We start from the raw sequence: 19,586 nt of genomic DNA on the forward strand, positions 1-19,586 counted from the left end.
GGGAAGAGGTGGTGTAGGGCTAGCCGGTTATTAAGCGGCCAGAGCGTAACGTTCGTCGTTAGCAGTTATTTCATTTCCGGTTGGATTTACGAGGTGACCAGCCCTCGGTATGCCCTGCGCTGCTTTGTAACCCACGTCGAAACCAGGTCGTCCCCAAAACAGACAGCTATTGTACCTCACAAGATGGCGCCGCCCGTGGCGGTTTCAAGGGAGCGCCGCGAAAAAAATCGGAAGCAGCCCTTTCCCGGAAGCCAGCATCAGATGGCGCCCGGCGGGAAAAGTTCACGCGGCTTTTTGAATCAGCGCAAGCACATCGAGCGGTGTTTCGGCGATCACGTCCGCTTCCCACGTTGCGGGTTCGGCGTGTCCGCAATAACCCCATGCCGCGGCGACGGTCGCCATCCCGGCTGCACGGCCGGCTTGGACGTCGCGCAGATCGTCGCCCACGTACCAGCATTCCTCCGGCGCCAGTCCGAGGCGCTTGGCTGCCTCCAGCAAGGGGGCGGGGTGCGGCTTCGAATGGGGGGTGGTGTCGCCGGAAATGACGCAGGCGGCGTGGCCGAGTCCGATCTTCGGCACGAGCAGGTCGGTGAAACGCGCCGCCTTGTTCGTCACGATCCCCCACGCGAGCTTGCGCGTGGGCAAAGCGTCGAGCAGGTCAGGCATGCCGGCGAAGAGCGTCGTGTGGTCGGCAATTGCTGATTCGTAGGTGTCAAGGAAGGCGACGCGCAGCTCTTCGTAGCCTTCATCGCCCGGCTTGAGGCCGAAGGCGGCGCCGATCAGTCCTCGCGCGCCGGCGGAGGCAACCGGCCGGAGCACGTCGTAGGGTGTGGGTGCGAGGCCGCGGTCGGTGCGCACCTTGTTCATCGCTGCGGCGAGGTCGGGTGCGGTGTCGGCGAGCGTGCCGTCGAGGTCGAACAGGATGGCGCGAGGCGTAGGCAGGGTCATGGCAATCGGTGGATGTGGCGTTCACGAGCTCGTGCCGTGAACGCCGGGTCTTGCGGGTCGATCAAGCAGGAAGGCGGCAGGCCATCAGATAGTTGACGTCCGTGTCCTGGTTGAGCGAATAGATTTTGGTCAGCGGGTTGTAGGTCATGCCCTTCAGCGCGTCGACCTGCATGCCGGCGTCGCGAACATAAGCGGACAGTTCCGCCGGGGTGATGAACTTGGCGTAGTCGTGCGTACCCTTCGGCAGCATGCGCAAGACGTACTCGGCGCCGATGACGGCGAACAGGTAGGACTTGGGGTTGCGATTGATGGTGGAGAAGAAAACGTGGCCGCCCGGTTTGACGAGGGTGGCGCAGGCCTTGACGACGGCAGCCGGATCCGGCACATGCTCGAGCATCTCCATGCAGGTCACGACGTCGAAACTGCCCGGCTCGCGCGCGGCAAGCTGCTCGGCGGAGATCAGTTCATAACGGACCTGCACGCCGGATTCGAGGCTGTGCAGGTCGGCGACCTTCAATGCCTTTTCCGAGAGGTCGATACCGGTGACCTTGGCGCCCTTCTTCGCCATCGACTCGGCGAGGATGCCGCCGCCGCAGCCAATGTCGACAACATTCTTTCCGGCGAGCGGTGCGCGCGCGTTGATCCATTCGAGGCGAAGCGGATTGATCTCGTGCAGCGGGCGGAATTCGGAGGTCGGATCCCACCAACGATGGGCGAGATCACTGAATTTTTGGAGTTCTAGAGGATCGGCGTTCATAGGCTGAATGATAGCTGGATTGCGGCGGTTTGCGCATTTGCGTGCGCCCATAAAAAAACCCCGCCGAAGCGGGGTTTTGCCTCAGGCAAATCGATTATCGGGTACGGGTACCGACGACTTCGATTTCCACGCGGCGGTTCTTGGCGCGGCCACCAGCGGACTTGTTGTCAGCAACCGGTTGCTTCTCGCCCTTGCCTTCGGTGTAGACGCGGTTCGGCTCAACGCCCTTGGACACCAGATAGGCCTTCACGGCTTCTGCGCGGCGGACCGACAGTTTCTGGTTGTAGGTGTCGGAACCGATGGAGTCGGTGTGGCCGACGGCGATCACGACTTCCAGGTTCATGCCCTTCAGCTTGGAGGACAGGTCGTCCAGCTTGGCCTTGCCGTCCGGCTTCAGCACAGCCTTGTCGAAGTCGAAGAAGGTGTCAGCGGCGAAGGTGACCTTTTCGGAGACCGGAGCAGCCGGGGCGGGAGCGGGTGCCGGAGCCGGGGCGGGCGCCGGAGCTGCGGCCGGAGCCGGAGCAGCGGGCTTGACGATTTCGCCGTCGCAGCCGCCGACCGCATCGGCCGGGGTCCAGTAGCCGGTCCTCCAGCACAGGCCGAACGGATCGCGGGCGACTACGCCGCGGCTGTCCTGCAGGTAGGCGCTATTCGGGGTCTTAGCCTGGATGTCTTGCTGGGCAGATGCAGAAAAGGAAACCACTGCGGACGCAGCAAAGACGAGTTTTGCCAAATTATTCATATTTTTCCTCTTGGGTGAGATATCCGCAGACGAACTGCGCAACAAATACTACTTTCTGAAAAACTTTAGTGGAGAGCTATTAGATCATTTTTTTGCAAGATTGTTCACTTGCAATGCTCTTTAGTTAACTACATTTTGCCATAGCAGCGCATGGCGTCGGTTACTGCTAAATCAATCGGTCGGTGATTTTGACCATCCGTTGTGTTTTTGCAACGGATGGTCAGATTATGCTGGCAATTTTTCGGAACATCCGTTTTTGGTTGCCAACGTTCCTGAATTACTTGGCCAGTCCGCGAACCTCGACCACGACGCGGCGATTCGGTGCCAGGCACTCGATCAGCTGCTTGCGCGGCAGCTTGTCGTCGCAGGCTTTCACCGACTGGGTCTTGCCCGCCCCGAGGGTATCGATTTCAGCCTTCACGCCCTTGCTCTTGAGGTAGGCCGCCACTGCATCCGCGCGCTTCTCGGACAGCTTCTGGTTGTACTGCTGGGTGCCCAGGCGATCGGTATGGCCGGTGACCATGATGATGTCGACCTTGGAGCAATTGCCGAGCTTGGCGATGGCTTCGTCGTCGATGCGCTTCTTGGCCGCGTTGTTCAGGACAGCCTTGTTGAAGGCGAAGGTCTGGTCGGCGGCGAGGGTCAGCGCAAAGTCGCAGCGCTTCGGTGCTGCCGGCGCCGCAGCGGGAGCCGGCGCCGGTGCGGCGATGGCGGGCGCGGTCGGTTTTGCGACCGGGGGAACCAGTTCGCCGTCGCAGCCTGCCACGGCGTCGGCCGGAGTCCAGTAGCCGGCGCGCCAGCACAGACCGAAGGGACTGCGTGCGATGACGCCGCGGCCGTCCTGCAGGTATGCGCTCTTGTCGGGGTTTGCCTTGATGTCCGTCTGGGCCGTTGCGGCCGCTGCACTCAGACCGATGGTCGCTGCGAGGGCAAGGTGTTTGAGCATGTTTTTATTCCCTAGGTGGTTATTATAAGAATGCCAATTTACGCAATGAAACATTTTATTTAAACACATTTTCATCGCGTACGCCTCTAAATGGCGCAAGAAGCCGCGCATATCGGATCCCTTGGGCGGGGAAGCGATGGCTGCCATGCTAAAATCCAATGTTTGGCACCGCACTTTTTGCGCGGTGCCGGCATCTCGAACCTCAGCATAGACAAGCCGACTCGCCAATGGATCAATTCGCCAAAGAGACTATCCCGATTTCCCTTGAAGAAGAGATGCGCAAGAGCTACCTCGATTACGCAATGAGCGTGATCGTTGGTCGTGCGCTCCCCGACGTGCGCGACGGCCTCAAGCCCGTGCACCGCCGCGTGCTCTATGCGATGCACGAGACGAACAACGTGTGGAATCGCCCCTATGTGAAGTGCGCGCGCGTGGTCGGCGAAGTCATGGGTAAGTATCACCCGCACGGCGACCAGGCGATCTATGACACCCTGGTGCGCATGGCCCAGGATTTTTCGCTGCGCTACACGCTGGTCGATGGTCAGGGCAACTTCGGTTCGGTCGACGGCGACAATGCCGCGGCGATGCGTTATACCGAGTGCCGCCTCGACAAGATCTCCAGCGAACTGCTGGCCGACATCGAGAAGGAAACGGTCGACTTCCAGCCGAACTACGACGGCAAGGAAAAGGAGCCGTCGGTGCTGCCGACGCGCATCCCGAACCTGCTGATCAACGGCTCGTCCGGTATTGCGGTCGGCATGGCGACCAATATCCCGCCGCACAACATCTCGGAAGTGATCAACGGCTCGCTGCACGTGCTGCGCAACCCGGAATGCTCGATCGACGAACTGATCGAACTCATTCCGGCGCCCGATTTCCCGACAGGCGGCATCATCTACGGCGTCTCGGGCGTGCGTGACGGCTACCGCACCGGCCGCGGCCGCGTGGTGATGCGCGCCAAGACCCACTTCGAAGAATTCGGCAAGGACAACCGCACGGCGATCATCGTCGACGAGCTGCCCTATCAGGTGAACAAGAAGTCGCTGCTCGAGCGCATTGCAGAGCTGGTGCGCGACAAGAAGCTGGACGGCATCTCGGACATCCGCGACGAGTCCGACAAGTCGGGCATGCGCGTGGTGATCGAGCTCAAGCGCGGCGAAGTACCGGAAGTCGTGCTCAACAACCTCTACAAGCAGACGCAACTGCAGGACACCTTCGGCATGAACATGGTGGCGCTGGTCGATGGCCAGCCGAAGCTGCTGAACCTGAAGCAGATGCTGGAGTGCTTCCTGTCGCACCGCCGCGAAGTGGTGACGCGCCGCACGGTGTTCGAACTGCGCAAGGCGCGCGAACGCGGCCACGTGCTGGAAGGCCTCGCGGTCGCGCTGGCAAACATCGACGACTTCATCGCCATCATCAAGGCAGCGCCCACGCCGCCGATCGCGAAGTCGGAGTTGATGGCGCGCGCCTGGGATTCCTCGGTGGTGCGCGACATGCTCGCTCGTGCAGCCGGCGAGAACGTCGGCGGCGCGGACGCCTTCCGTCCGGAGAACCTGCCGAAGCACTACGGCATCCAGCCGGATGGCCTGTACAAGCTGTCCGACGACCAGGCGCAGGAAATCCTGCAGATGCGCTTGCAGCGCCTGACCGGCCTCGAGCAGGACAAGATCGTCAACGAGTACAAGGAAGTGATGGCGCAGATCGCCGACCTGCTCGACATCCTCGCCAAGCCGGAACGCGTGACGGCGATCATTTCGGACGAGCTGGCCGCCGCCAAGCACGAGTACGGCGACGGCGCCAAGGATACCCGCCGTTCGACCATCGAACATAACGCCACCGACCTCGAGACCGAAGACCTGATCGCACCGCAGGACATGGTGGTGACGCTGTCGCACTCCGGCTACATGAAATCGCAGCCGGTGTCCGAGTACCGCGCGCAGAAGCGCGGCGGACGCGGCAAGCAGGCAATGGCGACCAAGGAAGATGACTGGATCGACCAGCTGTTCATCGCCAACACGCATGATTACATCCTCTGCTTCTCGAACCGCGGCCGCCTGTACTGGCTGAAGGTCTGGGAAGTGCCGCAGGGTTCGCGCAACTCGCGCGGCAAGCCGATCGTCAACATGTTCCCGCTGCAGGACGGCGAGAAGATCACGGTGGTGCTGCCGCTGTCCGGCGACAACCGCAGCTTCCCCGAGGACCATTACGTGTTCATGTCGACCAGCCTCGGTACGGTGAAGAAGACCCCGCTGACCGAATTCAGCAATCCGCGCAAGGCCGGCATCATCGCGGTCGACCTGGACGAGGGCGACTTCCTGATCGGCGCCGCGCTGACCGACGGCAAGCATGATGTGATGCTGTTCTCCGATGCCGGCAAGGCCGTGCGCTTCGACGAAAACGATGTCCGTCCGATGGGCCGTCTTGCGCGTGGCGTGCGCGGCATGAACCTCGAGGACGGCCAGCAGGTGATCGCGCTGCTGGTGGCCGAGAACGAACAGCAGTCGGTGCTGACCGCAACCGAAAACGGCTTCGGCAAGCGGACGCCGATCACCGAATACACCCGCCATGGCCGCGGCACCAAGGGCATGATCGCGATCCAGACCACCGAGCGCAACGGCAAGGTCGTTGCCGCCACCCTGGTGGAAGAGCGCGACGAGATCATGCTGATCACGACCGGAGGCGTTCTGATCCGCACACGCGTTGCCGAGATCCGTGAAATGGGCCGCGCAACGCAAGGCGTAACCCTGATCGCGGTCGAAGACGGCACCAAGCTGTCCGGCCTGCAGCGCATCGTCGAGTCGGATGTCGATGACTTGAACGGTACTGACAACGGCGGCGAAAATGGCAGCGAAAGCGGCGCAGCTGACAACGGCGCCGCCGAGAGCACCGGAGCGGAGGAGTAATGAGCCGCGTCTACAATTTCTCGGCCGGCCCGGCTGTCCTGCCGCAGGAAGTGCTGCAGCAGGCCGCCGAGGAAATGCTCGACTGGCACGGCAGCGGCATGTCCGTGATGGAAATGAGCCATCGCGGCAAGGAGTTCATCTCGATTTACGAAGCGGCGGAGCGCGACCTGCGCGAGCTGCTCGCGGTGCCGTCGAACTACCGCATCCTGTTCCTGCAGGGTGGCGGCATCGGCGAAAACGCGATCGTGCCGATGAACCTGCTCGGCAGGAAGTCCCAGCCGTCCGTCGCCGATTTCGTCCACACCGGCTCCTGGTCGGGCAAGTCGATCAAGGAAGCGAAGAAATACTGCAACGTGAATGTCGCCGCTTCGTCCGAGGCCGGCAAGTTTGCATCCATTCCGCCGCGCGATAGCTGGAAGCTGTCCAGCGACGCCGCATACGTGCACATCTGCACCAACGAGACGATCGACGGCGTCGAGTTCCAGTACACGCCGGACGTGGGCGACGTGCCGCTGGTGGCGGACATGTCTTCGCACATCCTGTCGCGCGCGGTCGATGTCTCGCGCTACGGTGTGATCTTCGCCGGTGCGCAGAAGAACATCGGCCCCGCCGGCGTCACGCTCGTGATCGTGCGCGACGACCTGCTCGGCCACGCATTGCCGATCTGCCCGTCCGCCTTCGACTGGAAACTCGTTGCCGAGAACAACTCGATGTACAACACCCCGCCGACGTACGGGATCTACATCGCCGGCCTGGTATTCCAGTGGCTCAAGCGGCAGGGCGGGGTTGCGGCAATGGAACAGCGCAATATTGCGAAAGCCTCGCTGTTGTACGACTATCTGGATTCGACGGATTTCTACAGCAATCACATTGCGAAGGATTGCCGCTCGCGCATGAACGTGCCGTTCTTCCTGAAGGACGAGTCGCTGAACGAGGCCTTCCTCGCCGGCGCCAAGGAGCGCAACCTGCTGCAGCTCAAGGGCCACAAGTCCGTGGGCGGCATGCGCGCATCGATCTACAACGCGATGCCGATGGAAGGCGTGCAGGCGCTGGTCGATTACCTGAAAGACTTCGAGAAGAAGCACGGATAACGCCTTTCGGGGGCAGCGGCCGCTGCCCCGGAACGACCCAAGATGATGAGCGACGATAAACTCAAACCCCTTCGCGAGCAGATCGATTCGATCGACGCGCAGATCCTCGACCTGCTCAACCGCCGCGCGCAGGTGGCGCAGGAAGTCGGCCATGTGAAGGCCGAAACCAATGCGCCGGTATTCCGCCCCGAACGCGAAGCGCAAGTGCTGCGCAAGGTGGCCGACAACAATCCCGGCCCGCTCGCCAGCCATGACGTGCAGACCATCTTCCGCGAAATCATGTCCTCCTGCCGTGCGCTGGAACGGCGCGTGACGGTGGCCTATCTCGGACCGGCCGGCACCTTCAGCGAACAGGCGGTGTACCAGCAATTCGGCCACGCGGTCGAAGGCTTGCCTTGCAGCTCCATCGATGAAGTGTTCCGTGCTGCGGAGGCCGGGACGGCGGATTTCGGCGTAGTGCCGGTGGAAAACTCTTCCGAAGGCGCGATCAACCGCACGCTCGACCTGTTGCTGCAGACGACGCTGTCCATCAGCGGCGAGCTCTCGATCCCGGTGCATCACAGCCTCATGACCAAGAACGGCACGATGGACGGCGTAACGCGCATCTGCGCGCATTCGCAGGCCCTCGCGCAATGCCAGGTCTGGCTGAACATGAATTACCCGCACGTGGAGCGCCAGGCAGTGGCGTCGAATGGCGAAGCGGCGCGCATCGCCAGCGAAGATCCGACCGCGGCAGCAATCGCCGGCGAGATCGCCGGCCAGCGATACAACCTAGGTGTGGTGAAGGCGCACGTGCAGGACGACCCGCACAACCGAACCCGCTTCGCCGTGATCGGCCGGCTCCAGCCCGCGCCCTGCGGCAAGGACCAGACTTCACTTGTGCTCGCGGTGCCGAACAAGGCAGGCGCCGTGTACAACATGCTTGCGCCGCTGGCCACGCATGGCGTGTCGATGACGCGTTTCGAGTCGCGTCCGGCGCGCATGGGCACCTGGGAGTACTACTTCTATGTCGACGTGGAAGGCCATGTGCAGGACCAGAAGGTCGCCAGGGCGATGGCCGAGCTGAAGCAGAATGCACCGTTCTTCAAGGTGCTCGGCTCGTATCCGTTTAGTTTGTAGTTTGTTCCGCCGCTTCCGGGCGCGCCTGCGCGTGCCTGTTGCGGCACCTGTTCAGGAAAACCTCATGTCACTCCAATTCGGACCCGATTACGTTCGCGCCATTGCTCCCTACCAGGGAGGGAAACCGATCGCGGAAGTTGCCCGCGAATTCGGCCTCGACGAAGCAAAGATCATCAAGCTCGCATCGAATGAAAATCCGCTCGGCATGCCGGAGTCGGCCAAGCAGGCCATGCTCAAGGCTGTTGCCGACATTGGCCGTTACCCCGATTCGAACGGTTTCGAGCTGAAGCAGGCGATCACCGCGAAGTACGGCGTGCCGCAGGAATGGATCACGCTCGGCAACGGCAGCAACGATATCCTGGAGCTGGCGGCACATGCCTTCGTCCAGCCTGGCCAGGCAGTGGTCTTTGCGCAGTATTCGTTTGCCGTCTACCCGCTCGCCACGCAAGCCGTCGGCGGACGTGCGATCGCTGTCCCTGCGAAGAACTTTGGCCATGACCTGGCGGCGATGGCCGCGGCGATTACCCCGGATACCAAGCTGGTGTTCATCGCCAACCCCAACAATCCGACCGGCACCTTCATCCCCGCAGCCGAGATCGAGGCATTCCTGAAGAAAGTGCCGCAGGAGGTGGTCGTCGTGCTGGACGAGGCCTATAACGAGTATCTCGCTCCCGAGCAGCAGTACGACTCGGTGCAATGGGTGAAGCAGTATCCGAACCTGCTGGTGTCGCGCACCATGTCCAAGGCCTACGGTCTGGCCGGCCTGCGCATCGGCTTCGGTATCGCCCAACCGGCGATCACGGACCTGCTCAACCGTATCCGCCAGCCGTTCAACGTGAATTCGATGGCGCAGGCAGCCGCCGTCGCAGCGCTGACCGATGCCGAATTCCTGAAGAAAAGCGCGCAGCTCAACGCCGACGGCTATCGCCAGCTGACCAAGGCTTTCGATGCGATGGACGTCGAGTACGTACCCTCGTACGGCAACTTCGTGCTGATCAGGGTGGGCACCGATGACGGCGCCGGCGCGCGCGTCAACCTCGCCCTGCTCAAGCGCGGCATCATTGTGCGCCCGGTGGGCAACTACGGCCTGCCGCAGTGGCTCCGCGTATCGATCGGCTTGCCCGAGGAAAACGAGGCGTTCATCGCAGCGCTGAAACAAGTGCTGGCCTGAGCGGAGCAATAGTGGCGCCTCCCCTGTTCAGCAAAATATCGATCTTCGGCGTCGGCCTGATCGGCGGCTCGTTCGCCCTCGCGTTGAAGAAGGCCGGCGTGGTCGGTAAGGTCGTCGGGGTGGGGCGCAGTGCGGCGTCGCTCGCCCGCGCAAAAGAACTCGGCATCGTCGATATCGCCAGCACGTCCGTCGAAGAAGCCGTGCAGGGCGCCGACCTGATCCTGCTTGCCGCGCCAGTGGCGCAAACCGAAGCGATCCTCAGGTCAATCGAACCCTGGCTGCAGCCGGGCACTGTGGTCACCGATGCGGGCAGCACCAAGACCGACGTGGTGGAGGCAGCTCGTGCGGCGCTCGGAACCAAGATTGCGCAGTTCGTTCCGGGCCACCCGATTGCCGGTCGTGAACAGAACGGGCCGGACGCGGCGATCGTTGATTTGTATATCGGCAAGAAAACGGTCATTACGCCGTTGCGAGAAAATGCAGAGGCCGATGTCGCACGCGTGGCGCAAGCATGGGAACTATGCGGCGCGATCATTCACAAGTTGACCCCGGAAGAGCATGACCGCGTATTCGCCTCGGTGAGCCACCTGCCGCACCTGCTTGCCTATGCACTGGTCGACGACGTGGCACGCAAGCCGCACGCCGACCTGCTGTTCCAGTATGCCGCGAGCGGCTTTCGCGATTTCACCCGCATCGCCGGATCGTCGCCGGAAATGTGGCGCGATATTTCGCTGGCCAACCAGCTTGCCCTGCTGGGCGAGCTGGATGCCTACATGGCGCAACTGGTGCAACTGCGCGGATTGCTTGCGGAACGAAACGGCAAGGCGATCGAAGCGGTCTATGCGAATGCGCAACGCGCGCGGCAGAACTGGATCAAAACGATCGAGGCTGCCGAACAACAGAACAAGCAAGGCGGCGACTAATGAAGCATTATCCCTATCACCTCGACCTGAAACCGGCGATGCATGCCCAGGGCACGGTTCGCCTGCCCGGATCGAAAAGCATTTCCAACCGCATCCTGTTGCTTGCGGCGCTGTCGCAGGGAACGACGAAGATTTTCGACCTCCTTGCCTCGGATGACACTCATGTCATGCTGATGGCCTTGCAAAAGCTCGGCGTGAAATGGGAGCAGATCGGCGAATCCCAGGATTACATCGTCCATGGTGTCAACGGCGTTCTGCCGGTGCATCAGGCGGACTTGTTCATGGGTAATGCCGGCACCGCGATCCGGCCCCTTACGGCGGCACTGGCGGTGATCGGCGGCGACTACACGCTTCACGGCGTGTCGCGCATGCATGAGCGTCCCATCGGCGACCTCGTCGATGCCCTGAACGCCGTCGGCACGCAGATCGAGTACACGGGACAGCCGGGCTATCCGCCGCTGCACATCCGCCGCGGTCATATCCATGCGGAGCGCATGCAGGTGCGGGGCAATGTGTCGAGCCAGTTCCTCACGGCGTTGCTGATGGCTGCGCCCTTGATGGCGATTGAGCATGCCGTCACGATCGAGGTCGTTGGCGAATTGATCTCCAAGCCCTACATCGAAATCACGCTTAATCTGATGCAACGTTTCGGCGTCAAGGTGGAGCGCGCGGGCTGGCAGGCCTTCACGATTCCGGCCGGGCAGAAATATGTCAGCCCGGGCAGCATTCATGTCGAAGGCGATGCGTCGTCCGCATCGTATTTCCTGGCGGCCGGCGCCATCGCCGGCGGTCCGGTACGCGTGGAAGGCGTGGGCCGCGACAGCATCCAGGGTGATGTTCGCTTTGTCGAAGCGCTGGAACGCATGGGCGCGAGCATTACGATGGGCGACAACTGGATCGAAGCAAGATCGAACGGCGTGCTGAAGGCCATCGATGCGGACTTCAACCACATCCCGGATGCGGCGATGACGATCGCAGTGGCGGCGCTGTATGCGGACGGACCGAGCACGCTGCGTAACATCGGGAGCTGGCGCGTCAAGGAAACCGACCGCATTGCCGCGATGGCAACCGAATTGCGCAAGGTCGGCGCAACGGTCGAGGAAGGGCCGGATTATCTTCGTGTGGTGCCGCCGGCGGAAATCCAGGCAGCAGCAATCGATACCTATGACGACCACCGCATGGCAATGTGCTTCTCCCTTGCATCGCTCGACGGTGCCGGAAGGCGCGGCAACACCATGCGGATCAACGACCCGAAGTGCGTCGCCAAGACCTTCCCCGATTACTTCGAGGCATTCGCCCAAATTGCCCGGGACAAGCTGATCTGACCGGCAGCACCCTCATTGCTGCACGGAGAGCCAAAAACGATGCAAACCCATTCCATTCCAGTCATCACGATCGACGGGCCCACGGCTTCCGGAAAAGGGACTGTCGCCAACCGCGTTGCGCAGAAGCTCCATTTCCATTACCTCGATTCCGGCGCGCTTTACCGCCTCACCGCGCTCAGCGCACTGCGCCATGAAGTGCCGTTGAACGATGAGCACGGACTGGCAAAAGTGGCGGAAAAGCTGCCGTGCCGCTTCGTCGGCGACGAGATCTGGCTGGGCAATGAAAACGTCACCGCCGCCATCCGCGCCGAGGAAGTCGGCAACACGGCCTCGAAAATTGCCGCTTTGCCAACCGTGAGGCAGGCCTTGGCAGGCCTGCAGCTCGGCTTCAGGATTCCGCCCGGCCTGGTGGCCGACGGCAGGGATATGGGCACCGTTATTTTCCCCCATGCAGTGCTCAAGGTATTCCTTACCGCAAGCGTCGAGGCACGTGCGGAAAGGCGGTATAAGCAATTGATTGACAAGGGTTTTCCTGCTAATATGGAAGACCTTCTCAAGGATTTGAGGGAGCGGGACGCGCGCGATTCAAACCGCGCGATCGCGCCCTTGAAGCCCGCGGAAGGCGCACACATCTTGGATACTTCGCACATGACTGCCGACGAGGCCGTCGAGCAGGTTCTGAAATGGTATGCGGCAGTAAAAAAACAGTCGTAGCAGTTCGGCTGTTCTCGTAGTGCAAATGTAGTGCGATTGGTGCCCGGCAGGCGCAAGGCCTTCCCGGGTGTTGATTAACTTAACCCAGTGCATGACCACAAGACGCGATCATCGCTGGCCAACCATCTTTCTTTTATGTCTACTGCGCAACAACAAAACACCGGTGCCGAAAGCTTTGCAGCCCTGTTCGAGGAATCCATTGCCCGTCAGGACATGCGTTCCGGTGAAGTGATTTCCGCTGAAGTCGTCCGTGTCGATTACAACTTTGTGGTCGTGAACGCGGGCCTGAAATCCGAAGCATTCATTCCCATCGAAGAATTCAAGAACGACAGCGGTGAAGTCGAAGTCAAGGTCGGCGACTTCGTGACCGTTGCGATCGAATCGCTCGAAAACGGTTTCGGCGACACCATCCTGTCCCGCGACAAGGCCAAGCGCCTGGCTTCCTGGCTCGCCCTCGAAAAGGCGATGGAATCCGGCGAGATCGTCACCGGCACCGTCAACGGCAAGGTCAAGGGCGGCCTGACTGTCCTGACCAACGGCATTCGTGCATTCCTCCCGGGTTCGCTGGTCGACACCCGCCCGGTGAAGGACACCACGCCGTACGAAGGCAAGACCATGGAATTCAAGGTCATCAAGCTGGACCGCAAGCGCAACAACGTTGTGCTGTCCCGCCGCGCCGTCATCGAGGAATCGATGGGCGAAGAGCGCGCCAAGCTGATGGAAACCCTGAAGGAAGGCACCATCGTCACCGGTATCGTCAAGAACATCACCGATTACGGCGCGTTCGTTGACCTCGGCGGCATCGACGGCCTGCTGCACATCACCGACCTGGCATGGCGCCGCGTGCGTCACCCGTCGGAAGTGCTGTCCGTCGGCCAGGAAATCACCGCCAAGGTCCTCAAGTACGATCAGGAAAAGAACCGCGTCTCCCTGGGCGTCAAGCAACTGGGCGACGATCCGTGGACCGGTCTGTCCCGTCGTTATCCGCAAGGCACCCGCCTGTTCGGCAAGGTCACCAACCTGACCGACTACGGTGCGTTCGTGGAAGTCGAGCAGGGCATCGAAGGCCTGGTGCACGTCTCCGAAATGGACTGGACCAACAAGAACGTGGCGCCGAACAAGGTTGTCCAGCTGGGCGACGAAGTCGAAGTCATGGTTCTGGAAATCGACGAAGAGCGTCGTCGTATCTCCCTCGGCATGAAGCAGTGCAAGCCGAATCCGTGGGATGACTTCGCAATGAACCACAAGAAGGGCGACAAGGTGAAGGGCGCGATCAAGTCGATCACCGACTTCGGCGTGTTCATCGGCCTGCCGGGCAACATCGACGGCCTGGTCCACCTGTCCGACCTGTCCTGGACCGAGGCTGGCGAAGAAGCCGTCCGCAAGTTCAAGAAGGGCGACGAGCTGGAAGCCGTGGTTCTGGCAATCGACGTCGAGCGCGAGCGCGTTTCCCTGGGCGTCAAGCAACTGGAAGGCGACCCGTTCAACAACTTCGTTGCAATGAACGACAAGGGCGCTGTCGTGACCGGTACCGTCAAGTCGGTCGAGCCGAAGGGCGCCGTGATCCAGCTGTCCGACGAGGTCGAAGGCTACCTGCGTGCATCCGAAATCTCCCGCGATCGCGTGGAAGATGCCGGTACCCACGTGAAGGCTGGCGACAAGATCGAAGCCATGATCATCAACATCGACCGCAAGGCACGCAGCATCCAGCTGTCCATCAAGGCGAAGGACAATGCCGAGACGCAGGAAGCCATGCAGAAGATGTCCGCTGATTCCAGCGCTGCATCCGGCACCACCAGCCTGGGCGCACTGCTGAAGGCCAAGCTCGACAACAAGCAATAAGGTCGAAACCGTAAATGACTAAGTCCGAGCTGATTGCCCGCTTGGCCGAGCGTTATCCGCAGCTGGTTGCAAAGGATGCGGATTACGCGGTGAAAACCATTCTTGATGCAATGGCCGAGGCATTGTCCAACGGCCAGCGCATCGAGATTCGCGGCTTCGGGAGCTTTGCGCTGAACAGCCGTCCGCCGCGCATCGGGCGCAATCCGAAGTCGGGCGACAAGGTGATGGTTCCTGAAAAACGGGTTCCGCACTTCAAGCCCGGCAAGGAGTTGCGCGAACGCGTGGACGCCATGGTTGGCCAGCCGATCAAGGAAGACTAGGAAGTTATTTGCAGGAATCAAAACGGCATCTTCGGATGCCGTTTTTTTTGCCTCGCCCGGTTCCCATGCGCAAGCATTGCCCTGCAGCGTGGTCGCGCGCGAAACTTCACGTACAATTTCACCCTGTCAGTAGAGAGCCACGGCCAGAGTGCATGACCCATTCCATCAATAAGGACGCCGCGCCATGAAAATCGTGTTCAGAATCGTTGCGGCCATTCTCTTCATCATCTTCTTCGGCTTTGCCCTGAAGAACACCCAGGAAGCATCGCTGCGCTTCTTCTTCGATTACGAAGTCCGCGGACCGCTCGTCCTGTTGCTGCTGTCGTTTTTCGCAGCCGGCGCCGCGCTCGGCATCCTGGCCATGATCCCCACCTTGTTCCGCTATCGTCGCGACCTGGCCAAGCACAAGAAGGCAATGACGGCGATGGAGCAGGAAAATGAGGCCAAGCGGATGGCGCGCGTCCAGCCGCCGCAGCCCGATTCGGTCGTGAACAAATAACCTGAAAAGAACAAGAACACATGGAATTCGAAACCTGGTGGCTGCTTGGCATTCCGATTTTCTTCGGCCTCGGCTGGATCGCCGCGCGCGTCGATATCAACCAGCTCGTCTCGGAATCGCGCAGCCTGCCGCGCGGCTACTTCAAGGGCCTGAATTTTCTGCTGAACGAGCAGCCGGACAAGGCGATCGACGCCTTCATCGAAATCGTCAAGCTCGACCCGGAAACGATCGAGTTGCATTTCGCGCTCGGCAACCTGTTCCGCCGGCGCGGCGAGATGGAGCGCGCGATCCGCGTGCACCAGAACCTCCTTGCACGTCCCGACCTGCCGCTGGACTACAAGCTGCAATCGCAGTACGAACTGGGACAGGATTACCTGAAGGCCGGCCTGCTCGACCGTGCCGAAGAGACCTTCAATGGACTGGTCGACACGCAGTACGGCGCGCAAGCGAGAAGGGCGCTGCTTGAAATCTACCAGCGCGAAAAGGAATGGCTGCGCGCCATCGACGCAGCGCGGGCATTGCAGGAGTCCGGCGCCGGCGCGAAGCAGAAGGAAATCGCCCAGTTCTATTGCGAGCTGGCTCAGGATGAGCTGGTGCATACCCATCCGGACGCCGCCCTGTCGATGCTCGAAAAGGCGCTCGCGGCCGATCGCAGCAATGTGCGCGCCGCGATCCTCATCGGCGACGTACACCTGGCAAAGGGCGATACCGAAGCGGCGCTGATGGCATGGCGCCGTGTCGAGCAGCAGAGCGTGCCGCATGTCTCCCTCGTCGCCCAGCGCCTGATGGACGGTTATCGTGCCGTCGGCCGTCCGCAGGAAGGATTGAACCTGCTCAAGAGCTATCTTGCCGAGGCGCCATCTATCGACCTGCTCGAAGTCGTATTCAAGGCGGTGCTCGAACTCGACGGTGTGGATGCCGCCAACCAGTTGGTGAGCGACGAATTGCGACGCACGCCCACGCTCCTCGGGCTCGACAAGCTGCTCGAAGCGCGCCTGATGGAAGCACCGCCGGAAGTGCGGCCGGAGCTGTCGCTGGTCAAGAACCTGGTGCACGGCTACACGCAGAAACTGGCGCGCTATCAGTGCAGCCAGTGCGGCTTCAAGGCGCGCCAGTTCTATTGGCAGTGCCCGGGTTGCAGCCAATGGGAATCGTACCCGCCGCGACGCACTGAAGAACTCAACGTGATGAATTAGCGCGTCCCCTGGGAACGCCCGAACCGAACTCCGATATGAATGACATGACCCCTCCGCAGAAGAGCCCGCGTATCCTCGTCGTGGGCGATGTGATGCTGGACCGCTATTGGTTCGGCGATGTGAGCCGCATTTCTCCGGAGGCGCCGGTGCCGGTGGTGCGCGTGGAACGGCGCGAGGAAAGGCTGGGAGGCGCCGCCAACGTCGCGCGCAATACCGTAGCGCTGGGGGCACAGGCGGGCCTGCTGGGCGTGGTCGGCACCGACGAGGCCGGCGACGTCGTGCAGCGGCTGCTGACCGAACTGCGCATCGACTGTTTCCTCAACCGTGATACAGCGATCTCCACCATCATCAAGCTGCGCGTGATCGGCCGCCAGCAGCAACTGCTGCGCATCGATTTCGAGGCGCCGCCGAGCGAAGCCGTGCTGCGCGACAAGCTGACCCAGTACAACAGTTTGGTGCAGCAATATGACGTGATCGTCCTTTCCGACTATGCGAAAGGGAGCCTGGTCAACGTCGCGCACATGATCGAAGCCGGCAAGCGCCTCGGCAAGACCATCCTTGTCGATCCCAAGGGGGAAGATTTCACGCGCTACAAGGGCGCGTCGATCCTCACGCCGAACAAGTCCGAACTGCGCCATATCGTCGGTACCTGGACAAGCGAGGAAGACCTGACCAACCGGGCGCAGAACCTGCGCCGCTCGCTGGATCTCGAGGCGTTGCTCCTCACGCGGTCGGAAGAAGGCATGACGCTCTATACCGACGCCGAGGTGTTTCACATCCCGACCGTTGCGCGCGAAGTGTTCGACGTATCCGGCGCAGGCGACACGGTGATCGCTACCCTTGCGACCATGCTCGGGGCGGGAAAGTCCCTGCCGGACGCCGTATCGATCGCCAACCGCGCGGGCGGAATCGTCGTCGGCAAACTGGGTACGGCGACAGTCACCAAGGAAGAACTCTTCTCCTGAGCCATTTTTTCCGAAAATCGATGATGGCTTTTTGATAACTTTAAAGTTATCATTTCTATAACATTGGGCGGCTGTCCGATGTTTTCATCGTTTCATTCGGAGAAAAACCATATGCTGAAAAAACTCTTGCTTTCGATAGCAGTATTTGCCGCGACGGCCGGCTTTGCCTTTGCTCAGGTGGATGTCAACAAGGCAGACCAGGCGGCGCTCGACGGCGTCAAGGGAATCGGACCGAAAATGTCCAAGGCGATCCTCGACGAACGCCAGAAGGGTGGCAACTTCAAGGACTGGCCGGATCTGGAGGGACGCGTGAAAGGTGTCGGCGAAAAGAATGCGATCAGGTTGTCGGACGCCGGCCTGACGGTCAACGGTCAGCCGCGCAATGCGGCGGCGCCTGCCAAGGAGGAAAAGAAGGCAATGCCGGGCGAAAGCCGCAAGGATGGCAAGAAGGAAGAGGCCAGGAAGTAATCAAGGCAGCTTCCAATGAAAAGCCCCGCTTCGCACAAGCGGGGTTTTTTTCGGGGCCTGTTCGGGGCCTATATGGCGAACGCGCGTGCGCATGCGCGTCCGAGTAAAATGACGCTTTTACCAAGCAGCCTTTTCACGACATGCCTTACCTGACCATCGAAGACACAATCGGCAATACCCCGCTGGTGCAGCTCAAGCGGATTCCCGGAGAGGACGCTGCGCGGCGCAACAATGTCATTCTCGGGAAACTGGAGGGTAACAATCCCGCGGGTTCGGTGAAGGATCGGCCCGCGCTGTCGATGATCATGCATGCCGAGGAGCGTGGCGAGATCAAGCCCGGCGACACGCTGATCGAAGCTACCAGCGGCAACACCGGCATTGCGCTTGCAATGGCGGCGGCCTTGCGCGGATACAAGATGGTGCTGCTGATGCCCGAGAACCTGAGCGAAGAGCGGCGCCAGAGCATGGCGGCCTACGGCGCGAAGATCGTGCTCACGCCGAAGACCGGCGGCATGGAATACGCGCGCGACCTCGCCGAGCAGATGCAGAAGGAAGGCAAGGGCATCATTCTCGACCAGTTCGCCAATCCCGATAATCCGCGCTCGCATTACGAAGGTACCGGTCCTGAAATCTGGCGCGATACGGAAGGCCGGATCACGCATTTCGTCAGCGCGATGGGAACGACCGGAACGATCGTCGGCGTCTCGCGTTATCTTCGTGAGCAGAATCCTGCAGTGCGCATCATTGGTGCGCAGCCGGAAGAGGGATCGCAGATTCCCGGCATCCGCAAGTGGCCGGAAGCTTACCTGCCGAAGATCTTCGACAAGAGCTGTGTCGACCAGCTCGAATACGTCAGCCAGGCCGCCGCGGAACAGATGGCGCGCCGGATGGCGATGGAGGAAGGAATCTTTTGCGGAATTTCGGCGGCCGGCGCCTGCGAAGTGGCGATGCGAATTTCGCAAACGGTGGAGAACGCGACAATCGTATTCATCGTCTGCGACCGCGGCGACCGCTACCTGTCGACGGGCGTGTTCCCCGCCTAGCCGCCGCCTGGGAACTTGCAGGCGGGGCAGTGACGAATCTTATCGTGCTGCTTTATTCGTGCTGTTCCATGCCGGCTGCTGCCTGCGGCGCATCCTTCGGCTTGAACTGCTTGTCGCTGATACGGAATTTGTCGCGGCGGTCACCCATCAGGATGCGCAGTTCCTTGATGCTCAGGTCGCTCACCTCATGCATGCGGATCAGCAGCGACGCGCCGACCGGCAGGCGGCGATGACGGATCTTGCTGATCACCGGCGGTGCCACTTCCAGTGCGCGCGAAAGCGCAGCGTCGTTCTTCAGGTTCAGTTTTTCGATAAGCGCGTCCAGCAGGTTGTTCGGGTCGTAATTCACCTGGTCGGCGAGACGAGTACCGGTGCGCTTGTTGTTATCCGTGTTGTCCATGGCATTGTCTTAATGAGTAGTCAAAGTCACAATAGTTCCGGACTGCAAGCTGATTATACAGAGAAACAATTTGCTTATCTGGAAAGTGTATCAGCTTTGTGACATATCTTGCATGACCGGGATGCAATAGGTAGCACTACCACAATTGCCGTGTAGACACTACTTGCATAAATGCAATATAGTAAAGAAATTTCAAAAAAGCAATATTAGAATC

At 61.0% G+C, this 19,586-nt stretch carries 19 protein-coding genes and 1 other RNA gene; 14 read left to right on the forward strand and 6 right to left on the reverse strand.

Going from position 1 to position 19,586, the window contains the following annotated elements; translation table 11 throughout:
* The 5 genes from ssrA to VFF99_RS02875 all read right to left on the reverse strand — a co-directional run.
* Nucleotides 1-155: a transfer-messenger RNA gene (ssrA, locus tag VFF99_RS02855) on the reverse strand; the annotation flags it as partial.
* 127 nt (nucleotides 156-282) lie between these two features.
* A complete protein-coding gene (locus tag VFF99_RS02860) occupies nucleotides 283-948 on the reverse strand; it encodes an HAD-IA family hydrolase (RefSeq protein ID WP_325014813.1) in 666 nt (221 codons plus the stop codon).
* A gap of 61 nt (nucleotides 949-1,009) precedes the next feature.
* Complete coding sequence (gene ubiG, locus VFF99_RS02865) at nucleotides 1,010-1,705, reverse strand: bifunctional 2-polyprenyl-6-hydroxyphenol methylase/3-demethylubiquinol 3-O-methyltransferase UbiG (protein ID WP_325014815.1); 696 nt, start codon at nucleotides 1,703-1,705, stop codon at nucleotides 1,010-1,012.
* A 94-nt stretch (nucleotides 1,706-1,799) separates the two neighbouring features.
* A complete protein-coding gene (ompA, locus tag VFF99_RS02870) occupies nucleotides 1,800-2,447 on the reverse strand; it encodes an outer membrane protein OmpA (RefSeq protein ID WP_325014817.1) in 648 nt (215 codons plus the stop codon).
* A gap of 277 nt (nucleotides 2,448-2,724) precedes the next feature.
* Nucleotides 2,725-3,393, reverse strand: a complete 669-nt coding sequence (locus tag VFF99_RS02875) for an OmpA family protein (RefSeq protein WP_325014819.1) — start codon at nucleotides 3,391-3,393, stop codon at nucleotides 2,725-2,727.
* 227 nt (nucleotides 3,394-3,620) lie between these two features.
* On the opposite strand from VFF99_RS02875, the gene gyrA reads away from it, so the two are divergent.
* From gyrA to cysM, 14 genes are all read left to right on the forward strand, one after another.
* Complete coding sequence (gene gyrA / locus VFF99_RS02880; RefSeq protein ID WP_325014821.1) at nucleotides 3,621-6,296, forward strand: DNA gyrase subunit A; 2,676 nt, start codon at nucleotides 3,621-3,623, stop codon at nucleotides 6,294-6,296.
* The gene (serC, locus tag VFF99_RS02885; protein WP_325014823.1) at nucleotides 6,296-7,387 is read left to right on the forward strand and encodes a 3-phosphoserine/phosphohydroxythreonine transaminase; all 1,092 of its coding nucleotides are present in this window, start codon (nucleotides 6,296-6,298) and stop codon (nucleotides 7,385-7,387) included. The genes gyrA and serC overlap by 1 nt, the downstream gene beginning before the upstream one ends.
* Before the next feature lie 45 nt (nucleotides 7,388-7,432).
* The gene (pheA, locus tag VFF99_RS02890) at nucleotides 7,433-8,506 is read left to right on the forward strand and encodes a prephenate dehydratase (RefSeq protein ID WP_325014847.1); all 1,074 of its coding nucleotides are present in this window, start codon (nucleotides 7,433-7,435) and stop codon (nucleotides 8,504-8,506) included.
* A 64-nt stretch (nucleotides 8,507-8,570) separates the two neighbouring features.
* Entirely contained in the window at nucleotides 8,571-9,677 is a 1,107-nt protein-coding gene (gene hisC / locus VFF99_RS02895) for a histidinol-phosphate transaminase (RefSeq protein WP_325014825.1), read from the forward strand.
* A gap of 11 nt (nucleotides 9,678-9,688) precedes the next feature.
* Complete coding sequence (locus VFF99_RS02900; RefSeq protein ID WP_325014827.1) at nucleotides 9,689-10,600, forward strand: prephenate dehydrogenase; 912 nt, start codon at nucleotides 9,689-9,691, stop codon at nucleotides 10,598-10,600.
* Nucleotides 10,600-11,925, forward strand: a complete 1,326-nt coding sequence (gene aroA / locus VFF99_RS02905; RefSeq protein ID WP_325014829.1) for a 3-phosphoshikimate 1-carboxyvinyltransferase — start codon at nucleotides 10,600-10,602, stop codon at nucleotides 11,923-11,925. Before VFF99_RS02900 ends, aroA begins: the two co-directional genes overlap by 1 nt.
* Before the next feature lie 39 nt (nucleotides 11,926-11,964).
* Nucleotides 11,965-12,639 carry a (d)CMP kinase gene (gene cmk, locus VFF99_RS02910; RefSeq protein WP_325014831.1) on the forward strand — a complete coding sequence of 225 codons (675 nt, stop codon included), beginning with the start codon at nucleotides 11,965-11,967 and terminating at the stop codon, nucleotides 12,637-12,639.
* 135 nt (nucleotides 12,640-12,774) lie between these two features.
* A complete protein-coding gene (gene rpsA, locus VFF99_RS02915; RefSeq protein WP_325014833.1) occupies nucleotides 12,775-14,481 on the forward strand; it encodes a 30S ribosomal protein S1 in 1,707 nt (568 codons plus the stop codon).
* Between the two features lie 14 nt (nucleotides 14,482-14,495).
* Nucleotides 14,496-14,801: an integration host factor subunit beta gene (locus tag VFF99_RS02920; protein ID WP_088710132.1), complete on the forward strand. Its 306-nt coding sequence runs from the start codon at nucleotides 14,496-14,498 to the stop codon at nucleotides 14,799-14,801.
* A gap of 184 nt (nucleotides 14,802-14,985) precedes the next feature.
* Nucleotides 14,986-15,300 (forward strand): LapA family protein, encoded by a 315-nt coding sequence (locus tag VFF99_RS02925; RefSeq protein WP_325014834.1) that lies wholly within the window; start codon nucleotides 14,986-14,988, stop codon nucleotides 15,298-15,300.
* 20 nt (nucleotides 15,301-15,320) lie between these two features.
* Complete coding sequence (gene lapB / locus VFF99_RS02930) at nucleotides 15,321-16,496, forward strand: lipopolysaccharide assembly protein LapB (RefSeq protein ID WP_325014836.1); 1,176 nt, start codon at nucleotides 15,321-15,323, stop codon at nucleotides 16,494-16,496.
* A 35-nt stretch (nucleotides 16,497-16,531) separates the two neighbouring features.
* Nucleotides 16,532-17,461 (forward strand): D-glycero-beta-D-manno-heptose-7-phosphate kinase, encoded by a 930-nt coding sequence (gene rfaE1 / locus VFF99_RS02935; RefSeq protein WP_325014839.1) that lies wholly within the window; start codon nucleotides 16,532-16,534, stop codon nucleotides 17,459-17,461.
* A 111-nt stretch (nucleotides 17,462-17,572) separates the two neighbouring features.
* A complete protein-coding gene (locus VFF99_RS02940) occupies nucleotides 17,573-17,929 on the forward strand; it encodes a ComEA family DNA-binding protein (RefSeq protein WP_325014841.1) in 357 nt (118 codons plus the stop codon).
* A gap of 140 nt (nucleotides 17,930-18,069) precedes the next feature.
* Nucleotides 18,070-18,972 carry a cysteine synthase CysM gene (cysM, locus tag VFF99_RS02945; RefSeq protein ID WP_325014843.1) on the forward strand — a complete coding sequence of 301 codons (903 nt, stop codon included), beginning with the start codon at nucleotides 18,070-18,072 and terminating at the stop codon, nucleotides 18,970-18,972.
* Between the two features lie 52 nt (nucleotides 18,973-19,024).
* Here cysM and VFF99_RS02950 read toward each other — a convergent pair whose 3' ends face one another.
* Entirely contained in the window at nucleotides 19,025-19,372 is a 348-nt protein-coding gene (locus VFF99_RS02950) for a hypothetical protein (protein WP_325014845.1), read from the reverse strand.
* Nucleotides 19,373-19,586: the final 214 nt, after the last annotated feature.

Source organism: Noviherbaspirillum sp., from assembly GCF_035654295.1.
Classification (GTDB): Bacteria; Pseudomonadota; Gammaproteobacteria; order Burkholderiales; family Burkholderiaceae_D; genus Noviherbaspirillum.

Excerpts from the sequence above, each read along its gene's own strand:
- VFF99_RS02860 (WP_325014813.1), bottom strand. The coding sequence starts at position 948 with ATGACCCTGCCTACGCCTCGCGCCATCCTGTTCGACCTCGACGGCACG.
- ubiG (WP_325014815.1), bottom strand. The coding sequence starts at position 1,705 with ATGAACGCCGATCCTCTAGAACTCCAAAAATTCAGTGATCTCGCCCAT.
- ompA (WP_325014817.1), bottom strand. The coding sequence starts at position 2,447 with ATGAATAATTTGGCAAAACTCGTCTTTGCTGCGTCCGCAGTGGTTTCC.
- VFF99_RS02875 (WP_325014819.1), bottom strand. The coding sequence starts at position 3,393 with ATGCTCAAACACCTTGCCCTCGCAGCGACCATCGGTCTGAGTGCAGCG.
- gyrA (WP_325014821.1), top strand. The coding sequence starts at position 3,621 with ATGGATCAATTCGCCAAAGAGACTATCCCGATTTCCCTTGAAGAAGAG.
- serC (WP_325014823.1), top strand. The coding sequence starts at position 6,296 with ATGAGCCGCGTCTACAATTTCTCGGCCGGCCCGGCTGTCCTGCCGCAG.
- pheA (WP_325014847.1), top strand. The coding sequence starts at position 7,433 with ATGAGCGACGATAAACTCAAACCCCTTCGCGAGCAGATCGATTCGATC.
- hisC (WP_325014825.1), top strand. The coding sequence starts at position 8,571 with ATGTCACTCCAATTCGGACCCGATTACGTTCGCGCCATTGCTCCCTAC.
- aroA (WP_325014829.1), top strand. The coding sequence starts at position 10,600 with ATGAAGCATTATCCCTATCACCTCGACCTGAAACCGGCGATGCATGCC.
- cmk (WP_325014831.1), top strand. The coding sequence starts at position 11,965 with ATGCAAACCCATTCCATTCCAGTCATCACGATCGACGGGCCCACGGCT.
- rpsA (WP_325014833.1), top strand. The coding sequence starts at position 12,775 with ATGTCTACTGCGCAACAACAAAACACCGGTGCCGAAAGCTTTGCAGCC.
- VFF99_RS02920 (WP_088710132.1), top strand. The coding sequence starts at position 14,496 with ATGACTAAGTCCGAGCTGATTGCCCGCTTGGCCGAGCGTTATCCGCAG.
- VFF99_RS02925 (WP_325014834.1), top strand. The coding sequence starts at position 14,986 with ATGAAAATCGTGTTCAGAATCGTTGCGGCCATTCTCTTCATCATCTTC.
- lapB (WP_325014836.1), top strand. The coding sequence starts at position 15,321 with ATGGAATTCGAAACCTGGTGGCTGCTTGGCATTCCGATTTTCTTCGGC.
- rfaE1 (WP_325014839.1), top strand. The coding sequence starts at position 16,532 with ATGAATGACATGACCCCTCCGCAGAAGAGCCCGCGTATCCTCGTCGTG.
- VFF99_RS02940 (WP_325014841.1), top strand. The coding sequence starts at position 17,573 with ATGCTGAAAAAACTCTTGCTTTCGATAGCAGTATTTGCCGCGACGGCC.
- cysM (WP_325014843.1), top strand. The coding sequence starts at position 18,070 with ATGCCTTACCTGACCATCGAAGACACAATCGGCAATACCCCGCTGGTG.
- VFF99_RS02950 (WP_325014845.1), bottom strand. The coding sequence starts at position 19,372 with ATGGACAACACGGATAACAACAAGCGCACCGGTACTCGTCTCGCCGAC.